General features: G+C 64.3%; 18 protein-coding genes. 8 read left to right on the top strand and 10 right to left on the bottom strand.

Annotated features, from left to right (window positions below; genetic code table 11):
* Positions 1–67: 67 nt before the first annotated feature.
* The 3 genes from ACVJ5M_RS02895 to ACVJ5M_RS02885 form a co-directional block, all read right to left on the bottom strand.
* Positions 68–1,507: a sigma-54 interaction domain-containing protein gene (locus ACVJ5M_RS02895; protein ID WP_063980066.1), complete on the bottom strand. Its 1,440-nt coding sequence runs from the start codon at positions 1,505–1,507 to the stop codon at positions 68–70.
* Between the two features lie 224 nt (positions 1,508–1,731).
* On the bottom strand, positions 1,732–3,468 hold the full coding sequence (locus ACVJ5M_RS02890; RefSeq protein ID WP_063980065.1) for a putative bifunctional diguanylate cyclase/phosphodiesterase: 1,737 nt from the start codon (positions 3,466–3,468) through the stop codon (positions 1,732–1,734).
* A gap of 206 nt (positions 3,469–3,674) precedes the next feature.
* Positions 3,675–4,640 carry a sensor histidine kinase gene (locus tag ACVJ5M_RS02885; protein WP_063980064.1) on the bottom strand — a complete coding sequence of 322 codons (966 nt, stop codon included), beginning with the start codon at positions 4,638–4,640 and terminating at the stop codon, positions 3,675–3,677.
* A 179-nt stretch (positions 4,641–4,819) separates the two neighbouring features.
* Here ACVJ5M_RS02885 and ACVJ5M_RS02880 point away from each other — a divergent pair, with 179 nt between their 5' ends.
* Positions 4,820–5,659, top strand: a complete 840-nt coding sequence (locus ACVJ5M_RS02880; protein WP_063980063.1) for an SDR family NAD(P)-dependent oxidoreductase — start codon at positions 4,820–4,822, stop codon at positions 5,657–5,659.
* A gap of 118 nt (positions 5,660–5,777) precedes the next feature.
* Here ACVJ5M_RS02880 and ACVJ5M_RS02875 read toward each other — a convergent pair whose 3' ends face one another.
* The 3 genes from ACVJ5M_RS02875 to sthA form a co-directional block, all read right to left on the bottom strand.
* Entirely contained in the window at positions 5,778–7,151 is a 1,374-nt protein-coding gene (locus ACVJ5M_RS02875; RefSeq protein ID WP_063980062.1) for a cytochrome P450, read from the bottom strand.
* A gap of 138 nt (positions 7,152–7,289) precedes the next feature.
* Positions 7,290–8,525 carry an LLM class flavin-dependent oxidoreductase gene (locus ACVJ5M_RS02870; RefSeq protein WP_014491084.1) on the bottom strand — a complete coding sequence of 412 codons (1,236 nt, stop codon included), beginning with the start codon at positions 8,523–8,525 and terminating at the stop codon, positions 7,290–7,292.
* A 290-nt stretch (positions 8,526–8,815) separates the two neighbouring features.
* On the bottom strand, positions 8,816–10,207 hold the full coding sequence (gene sthA, locus ACVJ5M_RS02865) for a Si-specific NAD(P)(+) transhydrogenase (protein ID WP_063980061.1): 1,392 nt from the start codon (positions 10,205–10,207) through the stop codon (positions 8,816–8,818).
* Positions 10,208–10,355: 148 nt separating this feature from the next.
* Between sthA and ACVJ5M_RS02860 the strand changes: the two genes are divergently transcribed.
* Positions 10,356–11,699: an MFS transporter gene (locus ACVJ5M_RS02860; RefSeq protein WP_456679254.1), complete on the top strand. Its 1,344-nt coding sequence runs from the start codon at positions 10,356–10,358 to the stop codon at positions 11,697–11,699.
* A 139-nt stretch (positions 11,700–11,838) separates the two neighbouring features.
* Entirely contained in the window at positions 11,839–13,017 is a 1,179-nt protein-coding gene (locus ACVJ5M_RS02855) for an extracellular catalytic domain type 1 short-chain-length polyhydroxyalkanoate depolymerase (protein ID WP_063980060.1), read from the top strand.
* A 22-nt stretch (positions 13,018–13,039) separates the two neighbouring features.
* Here the strand turns inward: ACVJ5M_RS02855 and ACVJ5M_RS02850 are convergent, their stop codons facing one another.
* Positions 13,040–13,342, bottom strand: a complete 303-nt coding sequence (locus tag ACVJ5M_RS02850; protein WP_354099468.1) for a hypothetical protein — start codon at positions 13,340–13,342, stop codon at positions 13,040–13,042.
* Between the two features lie 139 nt (positions 13,343–13,481).
* On the opposite strand from ACVJ5M_RS02850, the gene ACVJ5M_RS02845 reads away from it, so the two are divergent.
* The gene (locus ACVJ5M_RS02845; RefSeq protein ID WP_063980058.1) at positions 13,482–13,850 is read left to right on the top strand and encodes a winged helix-turn-helix transcriptional regulator; all 369 of its coding nucleotides are present in this window, start codon (positions 13,482–13,484) and stop codon (positions 13,848–13,850) included.
* Between the two features lie 58 nt (positions 13,851–13,908).
* Here the strand turns inward: ACVJ5M_RS02845 and ACVJ5M_RS02840 are convergent, their stop codons facing one another.
* Positions 13,909–14,589: an MBL fold metallo-hydrolase gene (locus tag ACVJ5M_RS02840; RefSeq protein ID WP_063980057.1), complete on the bottom strand. Its 681-nt coding sequence runs from the start codon at positions 14,587–14,589 to the stop codon at positions 13,909–13,911.
* Between the two features lie 167 nt (positions 14,590–14,756).
* Here ACVJ5M_RS02840 and ACVJ5M_RS02835 point away from each other — a divergent pair, with 167 nt between their 5' ends.
* Positions 14,757–16,361, top strand: coding sequence for an alpha-amylase family glycosyl hydrolase (locus ACVJ5M_RS02835; RefSeq protein WP_063980056.1), 1,605 nt, complete (start codon positions 14,757–14,759; stop codon positions 16,359–16,361).
* 84 nt (positions 16,362–16,445) lie between these two features.
* Complete coding sequence (locus tag ACVJ5M_RS02830) at positions 16,446–16,937, top strand: MmcB family DNA repair protein (protein WP_063980055.1); 492 nt, start codon at positions 16,446–16,448, stop codon at positions 16,935–16,937.
* Positions 16,938–17,068: 131 nt separating this feature from the next.
* Here the strand turns inward: ACVJ5M_RS02830 and ACVJ5M_RS02825 are convergent, their stop codons facing one another.
* On the bottom strand, positions 17,069–17,623 hold the full coding sequence (locus ACVJ5M_RS02825) for an ActR/PrrA/RegA family redox response regulator transcription factor (protein ID WP_014491094.1): 555 nt from the start codon (positions 17,621–17,623) through the stop codon (positions 17,069–17,071).
* A 102-nt stretch (positions 17,624–17,725) separates the two neighbouring features.
* Positions 17,726–19,048 (bottom strand): ActS/PrrB/RegB family redox-sensitive histidine kinase, encoded by a 1,323-nt coding sequence (locus tag ACVJ5M_RS02820; RefSeq protein ID WP_028149359.1) that lies wholly within the window; start codon positions 19,046–19,048, stop codon positions 17,726–17,728.
* A 106-nt stretch (positions 19,049–19,154) separates the two neighbouring features.
* Between ACVJ5M_RS02820 and ACVJ5M_RS02815 the strand changes: the two genes are divergently transcribed.
* Both ACVJ5M_RS02815 and ACVJ5M_RS02810 read left to right on the top strand, forming a co-directional pair.
* Positions 19,155–19,958 (top strand): ABC transporter ATP-binding protein, encoded by an 804-nt coding sequence (locus ACVJ5M_RS02815; RefSeq protein ID WP_063980054.1) that lies wholly within the window; start codon positions 19,155–19,157, stop codon positions 19,956–19,958.
* Positions 19,955–20,773, top strand: a complete 819-nt coding sequence (locus tag ACVJ5M_RS02810; RefSeq protein ID WP_063980053.1) for an ABC transporter permease — start codon at positions 19,955–19,957, stop codon at positions 20,771–20,773. The genes ACVJ5M_RS02815 and ACVJ5M_RS02810 overlap by 4 nt, the downstream gene beginning before the upstream one ends.
* Positions 20,774–20,847: the final 74 nt, after the last annotated feature.

The following is a 20,847-nucleotide window of genomic DNA, read 5'->3' as shown; positions in this document are numbered from 1 at the left end:
GCCACAGGCGAGTGCCGATATGGCGGTGTCAGGAGTCCGAGACTCCGGACACGTGCCGTCTCGAAAGTCAGACAGGCGGCGATCCCGACGCCAGTCCGAACTTGGCGAGCTTCTTGTAGAACGTCGCGCGCGAGATGCGCAGCATCCGCGCGGCTTCCGAGATCTGGCCGTTGCTGGCGGCGAGCGCATGTTCGAGCGTCTGCTTCTCGAACTCCGCCTCGGCTTCGGCATAGGGGACGACCGAGCCGGTCATCTGCGGCGCCGGTCCAGGGCCGGCCTCCGCGCTGACCGGCAGGATGTGAACGAAATCATCGCCGGTCAGGCGCCCGGAATCGCTCAGGATCAGTGCGCGTTCCAGAATGTTGCGGAGCTCGCGGACGTTGCCGGGCCAGTCGTAGCGCGCGAGCGCCGACAATCCGCTCGGCGTGATCCTGGCATTGAGGAAATCGCCGGAGGCGCTGATGTCCTCGATCAGCCGCGCACAGATGTCGGGCAGATCGTCGAGGCATTTTCTCAGAGGGGGCAGGTCGATCGAGAGCACGTTGAGGCGGTAGTAGAGATCGGCGCGGAAGGCGCCGTCGCTGACGCGCTTGCGCAAATCCACATTGGTCGCGGCAATGACGCGCACGTCGACCTTGCTGATCTTGTCCGAGCCGAGCGGCTCGATCTCGCGCTCCTGCAGCACGCGCAACAGCTTGGCCTGCAATTGCAGCGGCATCTCGCCGATCTCGTCGAGGAACAGCGTGCCGCCATCGGCGATCCGGAACTTGCCCTCGCGCCCCCTGCGGTCGGCGCCGGTATAGGCGCCCGGAGCAGTGCCGAAGAATTCGGACTCGATCAGCGTTTCCGGGATCGCCGCGACATTGACGCTGACGAACGGTTTTTCCGCGCGCGAGGACGCATTGTGGATCGCCTGCGCCAGCAGCTCCTTGCCGGTGCCGGTCTCGCCGGTGAGCAGCACGGTCACGCTCTGCCGCGCCGCGCGTTTGGCGAACTCCTTGGCCTGCGCGATCGCCGCTGTCGTGCCGACGAAATCGGCAAGGGTGAAGCGCGCCGCGCGGGCGTTGGACAATTGCCGCCGCGCCAGCCGCAGATCGCTCTCGAGCTGGGTGACGCGGGCAAGCAGCGGCTTGAGACTCTCGAGGTGGTCGTAGAGCACGAACCCGATCGCGCCGATGACGTTGCGGTCCTCGTCCTCGATCGGCATGCGCGTCACCACGAGCTGTTCGCCGCCGAGCTCCATGATGTCGAGCAGGATCGGCTCGCCGCTCTCGGCGACGTTCCGCATCAGGCTGTTCGGGATGATCTCCTCGATCGGCCGGCCGATCGCTTCGGTGGTCTGCTTGAGGCCCAGCGACGCCAGATATTTCTCGTTGACGTAGATCACCCGCCCGCCGCGATCGATCGCGATCGCGCCCTCGCACAGATGCTCCAGCCGCTCGAACAGCGTCACCATCGCCCGCGCGCGGACATAGGCGGGATCGCTGACGTCGGGGGAGGAGGGCATGGCGTACCTCAGGGAAGTCCGCCCGTGTATTAGCAAAAGGGCAGTAATTTCAAAGGGGGAAATGGGTGTTGCGGATGCGAGCCGCCCCCACCGCTGTCATGCCCCGGCTTGACCGGGGCATCCAGTACGCCGCGGCCTATCGGTTCAACCACAACCGTCTCGGCGTACTGGGTCGCCCGGTCAAGCCGGGCGACGACATCGAGATTGGAGCGGCGCTTGGGCTCTTACCGCCGATACCCGCTCGCCCGAGAATAGCCCTGCCGGTTCTGCTGCGTCGGGCGGTTGGACACGCCGGGACGGGATTCGCTGGAGGTGGGGGTGGCGAGCTTGAGCTCCTCCAGGAAGATCGGCCGGGCGAAATAATAGCCTTGCGCGTAGCGGATCTTGGTCGCGGCCTGGAGATAGGCCAGCTCCTCGTAGGATTCGAGGCCTTCGGCGATCACGGTCATCCCGAGCGCTTCGCTCAGGGATTCGATCGCGCGCAAGATGCCCTGGCTGCGCGGACGCTTATGGATGTCGGTGATGAACGAGCGGTCGATCTTGATCTCGTCGGCGGTGATGTCGGCGAGCGCCGAGAGCGAGGAATAGCCGGTGCCGAAATCGTCGATGGAGATGCCGACGCCGAGCTTGCGGAACATCGGCAGGATCTCGGTCTGGAAATGATTCTTGGCGACGAAGGCGTCTTCCGTCACCTCGATCATGAAGCGCTGCGGAAAGCCGGTCTCGTCCAGCGCCCGCGCGAAACTGCGCATGAATTCGGGATTGCCGGCCTGCTTGGCGGCGACGTTGATGCTGATGGTCGCTTCCGCGCCGAAGCTGTCGTTGATCAGGTCGATCGACTTGACGATCTCGGCGAGCACGAGATGGGTGAGCTCGTCGATGAGTCCCAATTCGCCGGCAAGGTTGATGAACGAGCCCGGCGCCTGGATCACGCCCTCGTCGTCGCGAAGGCGCACCAATGCCTCGATGCCGGTCACGGCCTGGGTGCGGATGTCGACCTTGGACTGGAACGCGCAGCAGAAGCGCTTTTCGAGGATGGCGAGCCGCAGCGACTGCTCGATCTTCATCCGCGCCAGCGCCTCGCGCTCCATGCTGGCGTCGAAGAAGGCCGCCGAGCCCTTGCCGCTGTTCTTGATGCGGTACATCGCGATGTCGGCGTTCTGGCGCAGCGTCTCGAAGCTGCGGCCGTGGTCGGGATAGAGGCTGACGCCGACGGAGGTGGAGGCGAAGACCTCCGAATTGTCGATGAAGAACGGTGCGGTCAGCCGCTCCAGCGTCGCTTGCATGAATTCGGCGACTTCCTCCTGGCTCTGGATCGGGGAGAGCAGCAGCAGGAATTCGTCGCCGGAGATGCGCGACAGCATGTCGGAATCGCGCAGGTCGCGCCCGAGCCGCTTCGACAGCTCGACCAGCAGCGCATCGCCGACGGCGTGGCCGTAATAGTCGTTGATGTGCTTGAAATTGTCGACGTCGAGAAAGGCGAGCGCGAAACGCTCGCCTTTGCCGTCGCGCGCGAGCAGGCTGGCGGCGCGATGCTCGATCACGCGCCGCGAGGGCAGGCCGGTCAGCTCGTCGAAATAGGCCGAGCGGAACAGCTGGTCCTCGAAATTCTTCTGTTCGGTGATGTCGGAGGAGGCCGAGATCAGCAGCTCGCGTCCGGCAACGCGGACGGGGCGATGGGTGGTCAGCAGCACCTGGCGTGCAGCTCCATCCTGGAGCGCTTCCTCGGAGATGACTGCCTCGCCGGACCTCAGTGCCCGCTGGCAGGCTTCCCGGCGCGGCGTCAGATCGGGCGACGGACGGCTGCCGTCCATGCCGAGCTGAGCGGCCGCGACATCGTTAACCAGGAGAAGCTCGCCCTGCGCGTCCTGCACGGTCAGACCGGCAGGCAGCATTCTAACGATTTCCTTGAGAAATCCGAGTTCGGCTTCACTCGCGCCGGAATATCTGTTGTCGTTCATAGAAGTCATGAATCTTGTTGTTTCAACGCGCCTTTGCAATGGACGCGATCTTGCGCAGTTCCCTCTTAGGTTTGGTTAAGGGGTACGGAGAAATGCGGGGGTGTTTTGCGGCGATGCGACGCGCCCGACCCATCGTCATTAACGGAGCGTCAACGCGCGCAACGAAACTGCGAGCGGGGCGCGCGTCTCTTGCGCTCGTGCCGCGTCTAACCGTTCTGCGGGATGCGGCATTGCATGATGCAATGCAGGCCGGTCTTGAGATACGAGACCTCGGACTTGCCGTCGAAAGCCGACAGCGCTGACTTCAGCAGCTTGGTGCCGAAGCCGGGCTCGGAGACCTTGTCGATGCTCGGGCCCTCGGTTTCGTCCCAGGTGACGGTCAGACGGTCGCCGCTGACGGTCCACGACACCTGCAATAATCCGCGCGGCGCGGAGAACGCACCATATTTGCCCGCGTTGGTGGCGAGCTCGTGAAACATCAGCGACAGCGTGACCGCGAGCTTCGGCGGCAGGAACAGCCGGTCGCCGTTGAGCGTGAAGCGGACATGGCCGTAAGGTCCGAGCTCTGCGATCAGGAGATCGCGGATATCGCAGCCGCCCTTGTCGATCCGCGAGATCAGATCGTCGGTTGCAGCCAGCGACCGTAGCCGCGGATCGATCCGGGCCCAGACCTGCGGCTGGTCGTGCAGCACCTGGTGCAGCACGGCGTGCGCGGTCGACAGCTTGTTCTTCAGCCGATGCTGCAGCTCGTCGACCAGCAGCTTGCGGTATTCTTCTTCCTCGATCAGCCGTTTGGAAATCCGGCGCTGTTCCGCCAGCATCCCGCGATAGTGCTCGACGCCCCAGATCGTGAGTGCGGAGACGCCCCAATAAAGGGTCAGCAAGGTGAACCTGGAGCGATCGGCAAGAGCGTCGCTGAAATTGACGACGACGCCGAGCACGCCGCCGATCAGCGCGGTGATGATGCCGATCCGCAAGCCGCCGAACGCGGCGGCAAAGAACACGGCCGGAAAGTACGGGGTGAAGTAGACGTCGGGCCGCACATGCGCGAGACCCCAGCGCGCCACCGTCGCAACCAGCAGGCAGGCGACCGCGAAGCCGAGGCTCAGAGCGAGGGATGGCGCTGCCACGCCCTGCCAGCCCTTGCGGAATTCGTCGATCAGCTTCTCCATGCCCGGCCCGGTTGCGCTATGCGCGCGTAAATCGAGAAAGGAGCGGGAATGTTACGCATGTCGCATGCACAAGCAAAGCTTGCCTTGTCGCAGACCGGCAGGAATAGTGACTGTCGCGGCGCCGAGATCGATCGGCGTCCGCCATTTGACATCAAATCATTCGAAAACAGGAACATTCCATGGGTAGGTTGGATGGCAAGGTTGCGGTGATTACGGGCGCGACGAGCGGGATCGGCCTGCGTACCGCGGAAGTCTTCGTTGCCGAAGGTGCCAAAATTGTGATCGCGGGGCGGCGCATACCGGAAGGCGAGGCGCTGGCGAAGCAGCTCGGGGTCAATTGCATCTTTCGCCAGACCGACGTGACGGTCGAAGCGCGGATGCAGGCGCTGATCGCGCTCGCGGTCGAGAAGTTCGGCCGGATCGACTGCCTGTTCAACAATGCCGGCGGCCCGGCGCAGACCGGGGGCATCGAAGGCCTCGATGTCGAGCGGTTCGACGCGGCGATGGCGACCCTGGTGCGCAGCGTCATGCTCGGCATGAAGCATGCCGCGCCCGTCATGAAGAAGCAGGGTTCTGGCAGCATCATCAACAATGGCAGCATCGCAGGCCGTCTTGCCGGCTTTTCCTCGTCGGTCGTCTATGGCGCGGCCAAGGCGGCGGTGATCCATCTCACCAAATGCGTGGCGATGGAGCTCGGCGAGTCCAACGTGCGCGTCAACTCGATCTCGCCCGGTGCGATCGCGACCGGCATTTTCGGCAAGGCGCTGGGGCTCGCGACCGATGCGGCGGAGGCGACGCCTGCCGTGATGCGCGAAGTCTTCAAGACCGCACAGCCGATCCCGCGCGCGGGCCTCCCCGATGACATCGCGCAGGCCGCGGTGTTTCTGGCGAGCGACGAATCCAGCTTCGTCAACGGACACGATCTCGTCGTCGACGGCGCCGTCACCGGCGGCCGCAACTGGAGCCAGCAGCAGCAGGGTTACGTCGCCATGCGCAAGGCGTTCGATCAGGAGGCGTAGTAGCGGCAGGTGACGGTGCCGTAGGGTGGGCAAAGCGAAGCGCGCCCACCAATTCTTTCTTCGCGAGGAATGGTGGGCACGGCGCTACGCGCCTTTGCCCACCCTACGAAAACGGTGCCTAAACCGTCTTCACCCGCACCCGCAAGCCATCCCGCGGCTTCGGGATCGGCCACATCTGCCAGTCCGGCTTGTAGCCCGGCTCCAGCGACACTTCGAGGTTCTGCAAAAAGTGCCGGGCAAAACACTTCGCCTGCATGTAGGCGAAGTGCAGGCCGAGGCACATATGCGCGCCGCCGCCGAACGGCACCCAGGCGAAGCGATGCCGGTTGCGCTGGGCTTCCTCGGTGAAGCGCAAGGGATCGAAGCGATCCGGCTCCGGCCAGATGTCCTTCATGTGGTGGGTGTAGAGCGGATTGACGCCGACGGCGGTACCGGCCGGAATCGTAAAACCCTTGAAGGTGAAATCGCGCATCGCACGGCGCGGCATCGACGGCACCGGCGGCTTGATCCGCAGGGCCTCCTTGAACGCCATCTCCGACAGCGGCATTTTTTCGAGGTCGTCGAAGCTGCTCGGCGAACCCGGTGCGAGCCCCAGCGCAAGAACCTCCGCGCGCAATCTATCCTGCCAGTCCGGATTGGCGGCGAGCTCGCCGATGAAGGAGGTCAGCGACGAGGTCAGCGTGTCGTGCGCCGCCATCATCAGGAAGCTCATATGGTCGATGATGTCCTGCTCGGAGAGCAGGGCGCCATCCTCGTGGGTGGCGCGGCAGAGCTGCGAGAACAGATCGTCGCCGCCGTGATTGCCGCGTCGCAGCGGGATCTGCTCGCGGAAATAGGCGACGATGCGTTTGCGTCCCTTCACGCCAGCCGCCATCTGCGTGCCCGGCAGCGGCCGGCGGATCGGGGCGACCGCGGCCGCGACCATGTCGACGAACGCGCGGTTGATCTCGTCGACCTCCGGCCCGATATCCGCGCCGAGGAACGACGCCGCCGCGAGGTCGAGCGTGAGCTGCTTCATCGCCGGATAGAGCTTCATCTCGCCGGGCTTCGCCTTCCACTGCGCGACGCGCGCGGCGATGCCGTAGTCGAGATCGCTCAGATACGACTTCATCGGCCCCGACTTGAACGCGACCGACAGCGCCTTGCGATGCAGACGGTGCTCGTCGAAATCGAGCAGCATCAGGCCGCGCGGAAACAACAGGCCCAGCACCTTGTTCCAGCCATGTGTCGACGAGAACAGCTTTTGCTGGTCGAACAGCACGAGCTCGTTGGCCTCGGGCCCGAGCAGCACGACATTGGTCTCGCCGAAAATATGGGTGCGGTAGACCGGGCCGTATTTGGCGCCGTTCGCCTCGATATGTCCCTTGGGGTCGGCGAGCACCTGAAAGGTCTTGCCGATGATCGGCCAGCCCTCGTCGCCAGGGATGTGCGTCAGCTCGTTGCGCCTGGGTGCGGTGAACGGAAGCGCAGGGGCGACATTCTGCATCGACATGACGATTGCTCCGGTTGACCGACCGAACAGGCGCGCGAACACAGATGACTACGACCCGCGCCAGCTGACCGGGGTCAGCATAGCACAGGCCGGTATGTCTTTCTTGTGAACGTCGTTACAAGCGTAGTTCCGACGGGCCTACCGCTTCGCCGCTTCCTTCTGCAAATCCGGGGCGTTGACGGCGGGAATGGCGACGCGGCCGGCGCCGGTCACCTTCAAGGCCTCTGCAGCCTTTTCGTTCTCCATGATCTTCGCCATCACGGCCTGCCCGGCGCGTTCGAAGATCGCGCGGTTCTCAATCACGAACTTTTGCGACTTCCGCAATCCGTCGATATAGCCGTTGATCTCCGGCACGACGTAGCGCGCCACCAGGTCCCAGCTTCGGCGGGTATTTTCGGGATTGGCCCAATCGTGCACGAAGCCGATCACGGCGCCGACGCCGCCCGACACCTGCATCACGTTCTTGATCATCTTGACGAGGTCGTCGGGCGTGCCGATCACGGAGGCCGCACCGTCGACGAAAGCGGTCTTGTCCACGGCCTCGTCGGGCGAGGCGAACGCGGTCAGGCCCGGCCGCTGCAGCGTGCCGACATTATATTCGTTGTGCCAGCGCATCAGGCCGGCGCCGGCTTCGCGGCGGGCCTGCTCGCGGGTCTCGGCGAGGTGCCAGGTCAGCAGCACGCGCCAGTTCGCCCGATCCACCTTGGTGCCGTGCTTCTTGGCGGCGTCCTCGGCGAACTGCCATTGCTGTTGCAGGGACATCAACCCTTGCGTCGTCATCGAGCCCAGCGAGATGATGCCGATGCCGTATTTGCCGGCGAGCGTCATGCCCGACGGCGAGATCTGCGAGGCCACCACGAACGGCATCTCCTCCTGCAAGGGCAGGATCTGGAGTGCGGCGTCGTTCATGGTGAACCAGTCGCTCTTCGCGGTGACGCGTTCGCCGTTGAACAGGCGGCGGATCACGCCGATGGCCTCGTCCTGGCGGTCGCGCTGCGTCATCGGGTCGATGCCGAGCGTGTGCGCGTCCGACGCCAGCGCGCCGGGGCCGGAGCCGAAGATGGCGCGGCCGCCGGTCATGTGGTCGAGCTGCACCATGCGCTGGGCGACGTTGAAGGGATGATGATAGGGCAGCGACACCACGCCGGTGCCGAGCTTGATCCGCTTGGTGCGCTCGCCGGCCGCGGCCAGAAACATCTCGGGCGAGGCGATCATCTCCCAGCCGGAGGAATGATGCTCGCCGCACCAGAACTCGTCATAGCCGAGCGCGTCGAGCTGCTCGACCAGGTCGAGATCGCGCCGGAACTGGAGCATCGGATGCTCCCCGATCGGGTGATGCGGGGCAAGGAAGGCTCCGAACTTCAGGCGCGCCATGGCGTTCTCTCCGGCTGAATTTTCTGTTTGTTGAGGCGATGAGGCTACGTGCTGGCGATAGCGAAGGCAATCGCGCGGTGTCCCGCGCGGCGGAATGCAGGCATGCGTTGAGACGCTGCAACGACCTGCCTGGCCTGCATGGTTCGAGACGCCCGCTTCGCGGGCTCCTCACCGTGAGGGTCTAACACCTCGCCGCGAAGCGAGACCTCATCCTGAGGAGACCGCGCAGCGGTCGTCTCGAAGGATGGCCGCAAAGGGACTGTTCACCAAATTTGCCGCGAAGAACGCCGCTACCGCGTCATCCTGTTCCACGCATCCAGCCCGGCGATCTTGTACGCCTCCGCCAGCGTCGGATAGTTGAACGTGTTCTGGATGAAATAGTCGATGGTGCCTTTGAGGTTCAGCACGGCCTGGCCGATATGGATCAGCTCGGTGGCGCCTTCGCCGAGGATGTGCACGCCGAGCAACCGGCGCGTCTTGGTCGAGAAGATCATCTTCATCATGCCGCTGTTCAGCCCCATGATGTGGCCGCGCGAGGTCTCGCGGAAGCGTGCGATGCCGACCTCGTAGGGAATGCCGCGCGTGCGCACCTCTTCTTCGGTGAGTCCCGTCGTCGATATTTCCGGCACCGAATAGATGCCGTAGGGGAAGAACTCCGGCGGCGCGAGCGGCTCCATGCCGAGCGCGTGGCAGGCGGCGACGCGTCCCTGCTCCATCGAGGTGGAAGCAAGGCTCGGAAAGCCGATCACGTCACCGGCGGCGTAGATGTGCGGCACGCTGGTCTGCAAGGTCACGGGATCGACCGAGATGCGGCCGCGATGGTCGACGACGATGCCGGCCGCCTCTAAGTTTAGCCGGTCGGTCGCGCCGACGCGCCCCGCCGCGAACAGCAGCATTTCCGTGGTGACGTGCCGCCCGTCCGACAAATGCGTGACGATGCCACCCTGCGCAGTCTTCTCGATCGAATTGACCTTGGCGCCGAGCCGCAGCGCGACGTTGCGGTCGCGCAGCTCGTGCACGAATTCGTCGATCAATTCCTTGTCGATGAAATCGAGGAAGGTCGGCCGCGGCTCGATCAGGGTCACTGGCACGTCGAGCGCGCTGAAGATGGTGGCGTATTCGACGCCGATCACGCCGGCGCCGATCACAGCCAGGCTGCGCGGCAGCTTTGCCAGCTCGATGATCTCGTCGCTGTCGAGCACGGTGGTGCCGTCGAACGGCACGTAGTCGGGGCGGAACGGGCGCGTGCCGCAGGCGATCAGGATGAAGGCGGCCGACACCACCTTTACCTCGCCAATTGAGCTCGTGATCTCGACCTCGTGCGGTGAGACCAGCCGCGCCTCGCCATTGGCGGTGCGCACCAGGTTGCGGCTGAACTGATGCTCGAGTACCTCGACCTCATGGTCGAGCGTCTTCTGAAGACGGATCATCAGGTCGCTCGCCGCGATGTCCTGCTTCACCTTGTAGGAGCGGCCGTAAAAGCCACGCTCGCGCCAGCCGGAGAGATTGAGCACGGTCTCGCGCAGGGTCTTTGAAGGAATCGTCCCGGTATGGACCGAGACGCCGCCGACCCGTCGGCCCTTCTCCACCACCAGCACGGCCTTGCCGAGCTTGGCACATTGCACCGCGGCCCGGCGCCCCGACGGGCCCGAGCCGATCACCACCATGTCGTAGTCGTACATCCGGAAAACTTCCGAGCCCGCGAAACCAGCGGGAATTGCCATGCAGCAATCGGGCCAAAGCGGCAAGTCCTACCTCGGAGGTAATCGCGCCAATGACGCCGATCTGCGAGTTTTGCGCGCAAATAAATCGCCGAAGGCTCGCGCGAAAATGCATCAAACCGTCACAAAACAAGTCGATTCGTCGCGCCGCTGGGCCGTGCTGGCGATCGTCGTCGCTGCTCAATTCATGTTCGGCGTCGACGCGTTCATCGTGAACGTCGCCATTCCCACTATCGCAGTGGACCTGCATGCGACGCCGGCGCAGATCGAATCCGTCATCGCGATATATCTGATCGCCTACGCCACGCTGGTCGTCACCGGCGGCCGCCTCGGCGACATCCACGGCACGAAGAATGTCTTCCTGGCCGGCGTGCTCGGTTTCACGGTGACCTCGCTGTGGTGCGGGTTGGCGCAATCGGGCGCGGAGCTGATCATCGCACGGCTGGCGCAGGGCGCGACTGCAGCGCTGATGGTGCCGCAGGTGCTGGCGACGCTGCATCTGCTCTTCACCGACGAACAGCGCAGCCGCGCTTTCGCCATCTACGGCATCGTGCTCGGGCTTGCGGGCGCCGCGGGCTTCCTGCTCGGTGGTCTCCTGGTCACGATCGACCTCGCCGGTACCGGCTGGCGCTCGGTGTTCTTCGTCAACGTGCCCTGCGGCCTCGTCATTGCGGCCGCCGCCTGGTGCATCATGCCGTCGGTGCCGCGCCGGGCCGGCACGCGGCTCGATATCAAAGGGAGCGTGGTGCTGTTCGCGGGGCTGTTGTGCCTGATCGGACCGCTGCTGTTCGGTCACGATGTCGGCTGGGCGCCGTGGCTATGGGCCGTGATGGCGGTCGGCGGCGCGATCCTTGTCGCGTTCCTGAAGCTCGAGCATGCGGTGGCGCGCGCCGGCGGCATGCCGCTGATCGATCTGACGCTGCTGTCCGATGCAGCCTTCCTGCGCGGGCTCGGCGCGGCGTTCTTTTTCTTCGTCGCCAACCTCTCGTTCTATCTGGTCATGACGCTGTTCATGCAGCGCGGCCTGAAGATCCCGCCGCTCGCAGCCGGCATGGCCTTCATTCCGCTCGCGCTGGCTTTCGTGGTCGCGTCGCGCCACAGCGGCGCGCGGGCGCGCCATCGCGGGACCAAGGTGTTGATCGAAGGCTGCATGCTGCAGATCGCGGGCCTCGCCGCACTCGCGCTGGTCACGGGGTATATCGATGCGCCCGCGCCGATCCTGCTCGCGCTCGTCATGATCATCTTCGGCTGCGGCCAGGGGCTGGTGATGGCGCCGCTATCCGGTGCGGTGCTCTCGACGGTGAAGCCTGTCGCGGCAGGCTCGGCGTCCGGCATGTACGGCACGACGGCGCAGATCGGAAATGCGGCCGGAGTGGCCGCAATCGGCGCGGCGTTAATCACGATCTGCGCCGCATTTCTGGCGTGGATGCGCCGCGTCTCTGCACGAAGTTGAGGCATTGCGGTTAATTCATGCGTATTCCTGCGGATTTTTGCGTGATTTCGGGTGATAGACAGCACACGGGCTTTTTATTTTGCACCGCAGCAACTATTTGGTTTGGGTGAACGTTGAACGTCGCCTGCCAGGAGTTGCCGTGTCGCTTGCCAAAAATCTCGCTCTCTTGAGACATCTGCCAAAGGTGGATGGTCTGCGCCTTGCCGAATTCGGCCGGAGCGCGGACGTATCCAGCCCGTTGGAAGAAGTCACGGGCTTCGGCGACAATCCCGGAAACCTGCGCATGTTCGCGTTCGTGCCGGCGCAACTCCAGAAGCCGCGCGCGCTCGTTGTCGTGCTGCATGGCTGCGGCCAGACCGCCGCTGCTTACGATCTCGGCGCGGGATGGTCGACGCTCGCGAAGCATTACGGCTTCGCGCTGGTGATGCCCGAGCAGCAACGCGTCAACAATGGCAACACCTGCTTCAACTGGTTCAATCCGGAAGACACTGCGCGGGACGGCGGCGAGGCGCGGTCGATCCGCGAGATGATCGCGCATATGGCCGAAGCGCACCGCATCGATCCCAAGCGCGTCTTCATCACCGGTCTCTCCGCCGGCGGCGGCATGACGTCGGTGATGCTCGCGACCTATCCGGAAGTTTTTGCGGCCGGTGCGGTGATCGCCGGGTTGCCCTATGGCATCGCCTCGAATCTGCGCGAGGCGCTGGACGGCATGTTTCATTCGCCGCAGCGGCCGGAGCGCGAACTCGGCGACTTCGTGCGGCGTGCCTCGAACCATCGCGGGCCGTGGCCGAAGATGTCGGTGTGGCACGGCAGCGCCGACCGCACCGTCAATCCCGGCAACGCCAGCGAGATCGTCAAGCAGTGGCTCGATTTGCACGATCTGCCGGCCGTGCCGATGGCGGAGACCATTGTCGACGGCTATCCGCGCCAGGCCTGGTGGAACAAGGACGGCGAAACCCTGGTCGAGTCCTACGCCATCACCGATATGGCCCACGGCACGCCGCTCGGCCTCGCCGACAATGATCAGCGCTACGGCATCGAAGGCGCATTCCTGATCGAGGCCGGTATTTCCTCGTCGTACAACATCGCAAAATTCTTCGGCCTCACCGGCTGGATTCCGGACGCGGCCGGGAAGAAGGCCGGGCCCGGGACGTCGAAGCCGGCGCTTTCACCCGCGCCGCATCTCGCCCGCTCGATCCGTGCTGCAGTCGCCGTTGCCGAAGAGCCGGCCGAGCCGAAGCGCGCGGCGGCGCGCGGCTTCGATCTCGGCCAGATCATCACGCGCGCACTGACCGCCGCGGGATTGATGAAGTAGTTCGTCGCTCGATAAGCGACGGCTACGCCGTCTGATCGATCCATTCGATCGGCGCCACCGTCACCTCGCCGCCGGCGACCTTCCGCGTCATCTCCTGATAGGCCTTGAAGAAGTCGCGCGATTGCAGCGCTTTTTGCGCAGCCTCGTCGGTGACGCTGGCGAGGTGGAAGTAGCTGGCGTCGTCGCGGTTCTTCGGGACCCGATAGCCGATCCGCCCCTTCAACTCCGGATCGCCCTCGATCGCCTTGATGAAGCGGCCGATCTCCTGGTGCCAGGCTTCCGTCGTGCCGTTTTTGAATTCGTACCTGATCATGAAATGCTTCATGTGACGCTCCCTGTTCGTCATGTGCGCCATCATCTGCGCCTTGCGGGCGATCCTGCAAGTATGGACAAAATTGATAGTATGGACTTTTTCGACGTCGCTCCTATCCTCCCGCAAGCTGGCTGCGTATGGAGGAGGCGACATGGCAAGGGCAAACCCGGCGCGCACCTGTCCGGTTACGGCCTTTCAGAAGATGATCAGCGGCAAGTACAAGCTCCGCATCGTCTGGGACCTCAAGGACGGTCCGCGCCGCTATGGCGAGATCAGGAGCGGCCTGTTGCGCGGCATGGCCGGCAGCGCCGAGATCACCCCGCGCGTGCTCAGCCGCGAATTGAAGGCGCTGACCCAAAGCGGCCTGATCGACCGCAAGGATTTTGGCGAGGTGCCGCCGAAGGTCGAGTATCGCCTGACGCGCAAAGGCAAGAGCTTCGTGCCGGTCGTCGCCGCGATCCGCGACTGGGGCGAACGCAACCTCAGTGACACCGCGGCGTTGGCGGAGGCCGCCGAGTAGAGCATGATCCGGAAAAGTGTGAAGCGGTTTTCCGAAAAGATCATGCTCAAGTAAAAGGCTACATCTCGCCGGTGATGAACGGATTGGTCATCCGTTCCTGGCCGATGCTCGAGCCGGCGCCGTGGCCGCAGATGAAGCCGACGTCGTCGCCGAGCGGCAAGAGCTTGGTCTTGATCGAGTTGATCAGCGTGGCGTGACTGCCGCCGGGCAGGTCGGTGCGCCCGACCGAGCCCGCAAACAGCACGTCGCCGACATGGGCAAAGCGCAAGTCCTTGTTGAAGAACACCACGCTGCCGGGCGAGTGGCCCGGGCAGTGCAAAATATCGAACTGCAGGCCGCCGATCGACACGCTGTCGCCCTCGTCGAGCCAGCGGTCCGGCTCGAAATTGCGGCCGCCGGTCATGCCGAAGCGCGCGCCGCTCTCGACCACGTTGTCGAGCAGGAATTTATCCGCGACATGCGGCCCCTCGATCGGCACCTTCAGCGCATCGCGCAATTCGGCCGCGCCGCCGACATGGTCGATATGGCCGTGGGTCAGCCAGATCTTCTCTACGGTGACGCCGGTCTGCTTGATCGCGTCCAGAATCTTCGGCACGTCCCCGCCGGGGTCGATCACCACGGCCTTCTTGCCGGGCTCGTCCCAGATGATGGTGCAGTTCTGCTCGAACAGCGTCACGGGGACGATGATCGCGCCAGCCTTGGCTTGCTGTGATTCTTGGGTATTGTTTTGCTCGGTCATGGCCTCACAATGCCGATTTTTGCCATGCCGCCAAGCAAAAGATTTGTGTCGTAGCCCCGGGAACAGCCGGTCGTCACACGGCCGTCCCAATTGGCCTGCTGGTTTGAACCGGGGCGTTCCTTTCGCGTTTTCTCGCGCAGGGTAGATTAGTGAGTGGTATTCCGGCCATGGCTCAGGGCGGCGACAATTGGTGGCGCGACGGCATCTTCTATCAGATCTACCCGCGCTCCTTTCAGGACTCAGACGGTGACGGCGTCGGCGATCTCGCCGGCATCCTGCGCCGGCTGCCTTACGTGAAATCGCTCGGCGTCGACGCGATCTGGCTGTCGCCGATCTTTCCCTCGCCGATGGCCGATTTCGGCTACGACATCTCCGACTATACCGGCATCGATCCGCTGTTCGGCACGATGGCGGATTTCGATGCGCTGCTCGCGGCTGCGCATGAAACCGGGCTGAAACTGATCCTCGACCTCGTGCCGAACCACACATCAAGCCAGCATCCCTGGTTCGTCGAGAGCCGGTCCTCGCGCGACAATCCCAAACGCGACTGGTACGTCTGGCGCGATCCGGCCGCCGATGGCGGTGTCCCGAACAACTGGCTGTCCGAATTTGGCGGCAGCGCCTGGCAATTCGACGAGACGACAGGTCAATATTACTACCACGCCTTCCTTGCCGAGCAGCCGGACCTCAACTGGCGCAATCCGGATGTCCGCGCGGCGATCTACGACGCGATGCGGTTCTGGCTGGAGAAAGGCGTCGACGGCTTCCGCGTCGATGTGATCTGGCACCTGATCAAGGATGCCGAATTCCGCGACAACCCGCCGAACCCGCATTACGTCGAGGGCCGGCCGCCGAACGAGAGGATCCTGACGCAATACTCCACCGACCAGCCGGAGGTGCATGACGTCATCGCCGAGATGCGGCGCGTCACGGATGCGTATCGCGACCGCGTGCTGATCGGCGAAATCTATCTGCCGCTGCACCGTCTGATGGCCTATTACGGCAACGATCTCACCGGCGCGCAGATGCCGTTCAACTTCGCGCTGCTCTCGACGTTCTGGAGCGCGCGCTCGATCGAGACAATCGTCGAGGATTACGAGAAGGCGCTGCCGAAGGGCGCCTGGCCGAACTGGGTGCTCGGCAATCACGATCGTCCGCGCGTCGCGAGTCGTGTCGGGCCGGAGCAGGCCCGCGTCGCCGCCATGTTGCTGCTGACGCTGCGCGGTACGCCGACGCTCTATTACGGCGACGAGATCGGCATGCATCAGCTGGCGATCTCCCCCGAGGACGTGCGCGATCCCTTCGAGAAGAATGTGCCCGGCATCGGAGTGGGGCGCGACGGCTGCCGTACGCCGATGCAGTGGGATGCGTCGCCGGCCAGCGGCTTCTCCGGCGTAAGGCCCTGGCTGCCGCTGCCGGAGGACCATATCCGCGAGAACGTCGCCGATCTCGAAGCCGATTCGCGTTCGATCCTCAGTCTGTACAAGCGGCTGATTGCCTTGCGGAAGGCATCTCCGGCGCTGGTCGAGGGCGACTACCATCCGATCGCCGCGCAAGGCGATCTGCTGGTCTATCGCCGCGAGGCCGAGGGCACCGCGATCATCGTCGTGCTCAATCTCGGGCCCGACCCGATCGCCGTGACCACCAGCGCGATCCGTTTCAACAGCGAGATCTTGCTGTCGACGTTTCTGGATCGCGAGGGCGAGAGGCTGGAAGGCGTGCTGGATCTGCGCGGGAACGAGGGCGTGGTGGTGATGCCGCCATATATCTAGCCGTTCGCGGGGACGACAGATGAGCGTGTGGCCGCGGTTCATCGGACAGTGTCCGCACCAACCGGAATCGGCTAAGCTCCCCCCATGGACAGCCCCGCCCGCAACATCGCTCTCGTTCCGCCGCCCGATCGCCGCCAGTCCGAGACGGCGCTTGCGATCGCGCGCGGCACGGCGCGGTTGCTGCGCTCGCTCGGCTTTACCTGCATCAGCGAATTACCGCTGCCGTCGGGCCGGCGCGCCGATCTGGTGGCGCTCAACGAGCGCGGCGAGATCTGGATCGTCGAGATCAAATCGTCGGTCGAGGATTTGCGTGCCGACCAGAAATGGCACGAATACCGCGCCCATTGCGACCGGCTGTTCTTCGCCTTCACGCAGGATCTGCCGTGCGAGATCTTCCCGCAAGACACCGGCCTGATCATTGCGGACGCCTATGGCGCGCACATGCAGTGCGAGGCGCCCGAGCACAAGCTTCAGGCCGCCACGCGCAAGCAGATGACGGTGCGTTTCGCGATGGCGGCAGCGCTCCGGATCAACCGTCTGGTCGACCCGCAGGGCCACGCGGATTTTTGGGAATGAAGTCGTAGGGTGGATTAGCGTAGACGCCGTAGGGTGGGCAAAGCGTAGCGTGCCCACCATCCAAGCCGATCAAAATTGAAGCAGAGTTGGTGGGCACGGCGCTACGCGCCTTTGCCCACCCTACGAGACCGTTACCGCGGCGCGCGCTTCGCCAGAATCCGCTGCAACGTACGACGGTGCATATTCAGCCGGCGCGCCGTCTCCGAGACGTTGCGGTTGCACATCTCGTAGATGCGCTGGATGTGCTCCCAGCGGACGCGGTCGGCGGACATCGGGTTGGTCGGCAACTCGGATTTCTCCGAGCTGGTCGAGAGCAGGGCGGCGACGACGTCGTCGGCATCCGCGGGCTTCGACAGATAATCGATCGCACCCATCTTCACGGCGGTCACGGCGGTGGCGATGTTGCCATAGCCGGTCAGCACGATCGCGCGGGCTTCGGGGCGCTTCTTCTTCAGCGCGGAGACGACGTCGAGACCATTGCCGTCGCCGAGCCGCAGATCCACGACGGCGAATGCGGGCGCGGCCTTGCCGATCTGCGCGAGGCCATCCGAGACGGTGTCACACGACGTCACCGCAAAGCCACGGGTCTCCATCGCGCGCGACAACCGCTCCAGGAACGGCTTGTCGTCCTCCACGATGAGAAGCGAGCGGTCGGTCTGTTCGTTCAGTTCGGCGATGGCGTTCAAGGTGTTGTCCTCTCTCTGCACATCTACATATGGCGTCGCAATCAGGCGGTGCCAAGGCCGCAAATAGTCGATCGGCCCTGCTGTGCGACGCAAGGTCGCGGCCTATCCTATTGTTTCTTCGAGCGTCTCGATAGTCTCAAAACGCTCTCTCGGCCAATTGATGTGAACCACAGCACCGTGTTCCGGAAAGGTCCGGTTGGTAAACGAGACCTTGGCCCCGGTGCGTTCCAGCAAGGTGCGCGCGATGAACACGCCAAGCCCGAGCCCGCGCCGCTCGCCGCCGCCGTCATCCAGATTGCGCCGCCGCGACAAATAGGGCTCGCCGATCCGGTTAAGGATATCGGGCGGAATGCCCGGGCCGTCGTCGGAGATCACGAGCTCGATCGTGTCCTTGTTCCACCATGCATTCACCTCGACGGTGGTGCGGGCGAAATCGACTGCGTTCTCGACGATGTTGCCGACGCCGTAGAGGATCGCCGGGTTGCGCGAGCCGATCGGCTCGGCGAAGGCCGCCACCGCGATCCGCACCTTGATGTCGACGCCGAAATCGCGGTGCGGGGCCACCACCTCCTCGATCAGCTCAGACATTTTCATGCGGTCGAACGGCGCGCCTTCGGAGGAAAGCTGGGTGATCTTGCTCAAGATGTCGCGGCAGCGCTGGGTCTGCTCGCGCAGGGTTTTCAGGTCGGCGGCGAAACTTGGGTCCTTCACCGTCTTTTCCAGCTCGCGCGAGATCAGGAAGATGGTCGCGAGCGGCGTGCCGAGCTCGTGCGCGGCTGCGGCGGCCAGGCCGTCGAGCTGGGTCAGATGCTGCTCGCGTGTCAGCACCAGCTCGGTCGCAGCCAGCGCGTCGGCGAGCTTGCGCGCCTCCTCCGTCACCTGGAACGAGTAGAGACTGGTGACGCCGATCGCGAGCACGATCGAGAGCCAGATGCCGATGAGATAAATCGGCGGCAGCACCAGGGGATCGTCGGAATCCCAGGGCAGCGGCAGATGGAAGAAGAACAGGACCGAAGCACAGGCCACCGCGAGCAGGCCGAGGCCGAAGGTGAGGCGGGCCGGCAGCGCCGTGGCCGAGATCAGAACGGGCGCGAGGAACAGGAACGAGAACGGGTTCTGCAGCCCGCCGGTGAAGAACAGCAGCCCCGCCAGCTCCACGATGTTCAGCGCGAGCAGTCCGGCCGCCTGCATCGGCTCCAGCCGTTGCAGCGGATTGGACACGGTCTGGAGCGCCAGGTTGAGCGCCGCCGACAGCGCGATGATGCTGACGCAGGGGACGATCTCGACGTTGAACTCCAGCCCCTGCGCCACGATGAAGATCGCCGCGAGCTGGCCGAGCACCGCGAGCCAGCGCAGCCGCAGGATCGTGTCCAGGCGGATATGCCGCTGTGCGTGGCGGAAATCGGTATCGGCAGTCTCAGTCATCTCGGCCAATGTGGCGGTGCCTTCTCGGTCACAAACGCGGGGCTCGCGGAACCACCCGGATTACAAGCCTTGCGCTATCCGCTGCAATAGCAGAAGAACGGCTAGCATGACCGGGAATGACAAAGCTTCAAGTCCGCCGACTGTCGCGGAGCGCGGCTCCTCTGCGGCCATTGCGGTCGATCACCTCGTCAAGGTCTACAAGCAGACCCGCGCCGTCGACGATATCTCCTTTTCGCTGCCGCGTGGCAGCATCACCGGGCTCCTGGGCGGCAACGGCGCCGGCAAGACCACGACCATCGCGATGATCATGGGCCTGGTGCTGCCGACCTCCGGCCGCGTGCAGGTGCTCGGGCATCGGATGCCGGAGCAGAGCGCGGCGGTGCTGGGGCGGATGAATTTCGAGAGCCCCTATGTCGACATGCCGATGCGCCTCACGGTGCGGCAGAACCTCACCGTGTTCGGCAAGCTCTATGCGGTGAAGAACGTCTCCGATCGCATCGCCAGGCTGGCCGACGAGCTTGATCTCACCGAATTCATCGACCGCGCCAACGGCAAGCTCTCCGCCGGGCAGAAGACCCGCGTCGCGCTGGCGAAGGCGCTGATCAACCAGCCCGCGCTTTTGTTGCTGGACGAGCCCACCGCCTCGCTCGACCCGGATACGGCCGACTGGGTGCGGGCGCATATGGAGCGCTATCGCAAGGAGAACAACGCCACCATCCTTCTGGCTTCGCACAACATGCTCGAGGTCGAGCGTCTGTGCGACCGCGTCATCATCATGAAGCGCGGCCGCATCGAGGACGACGACACGCCGGAGGCCATCATGGCGCGCTACAACCGCACCACGCTGGAGGAGGTGTTCCTGGACGTCGCGCGCGGGCGGGCGAACGGTGCGAAGGAGGCGGCGCGATGACCGAGCTCTCCCTCCACCGCGGCATTTCCATCCATCGCATCGGCGCGATGATCCTGCGCTACTGGTATCTGTTGATGTCGTCCTGGCCGCGGCTGCTCGAGCTGCTTTATTGGCCCGCGCTCCAGGTCATCACCTGGGGCTTTCTCCAGCTCTACATCGCCGAGAACGCCAATTTCTTCGCGCGCGCCGGCGGCACGCTGATCGGCGCCGTCATCCTCTGGGACATCCTGTTCCGCGGCCAGCTCGGCTTCTCGATCTCGTTCCTGGAGGAGATGTGGGCGCGCAACATCGGCAACCTCATGATGAGCCCCTTGAAGCCGATCGAGTTTCTGCTGTCGCTGATGATCATGAGCATGATCCGGCTCGCGATCGGCGTCATCCCGATGACGCTGCTCGCGCTGTTCCTGTTTCACTTCAACGTCTATGCCCTCGGTCTGCCGCTGATCGCGTTCTTCTGCAATCTGATCTTCACCAGCTGGGCGGTCGGCATCTTCGTCTCGGGGCTGGTCTTACGAAACGGCCTTGGCGCCGAGAGCATCGTCTGGACCCTGATGTTCGCGATCATGCCGCTCGCCTGCGTCTACTATCCCGTCAGCGTGCTGCCGGCATGGCTGCAGTACGTCGCCTGGTCGCTGCCGCCGACCTATGTGTTCGAGGGAATGCGGGCGCTCCTGATCGAACAGACCCTCCGGATCGATCTGATGTTGCGTGCGTTGGCCATCAACGCGGTGCTGCTGGTTGCATCTTTTGGGGCATTCCTTGCCCTTTTGCGGAGCGCCAAGAAGCACGGCTCGCTGCTCTCGAGCGGTGAATAATCTCACTTTCCCGTGGATTCAGGCTGATTTAGCCGTTCCGGCTCCGTAGATGTACGGAACCATGCATTGACGCA

Source organism: Bradyrhizobium sp. S3.7.6 (assembly GCF_054061875.1).
Note: the sequence above shows the minus strand (reverse complement) of the source record. Positions and strands in the feature narration are given on the sequence as shown.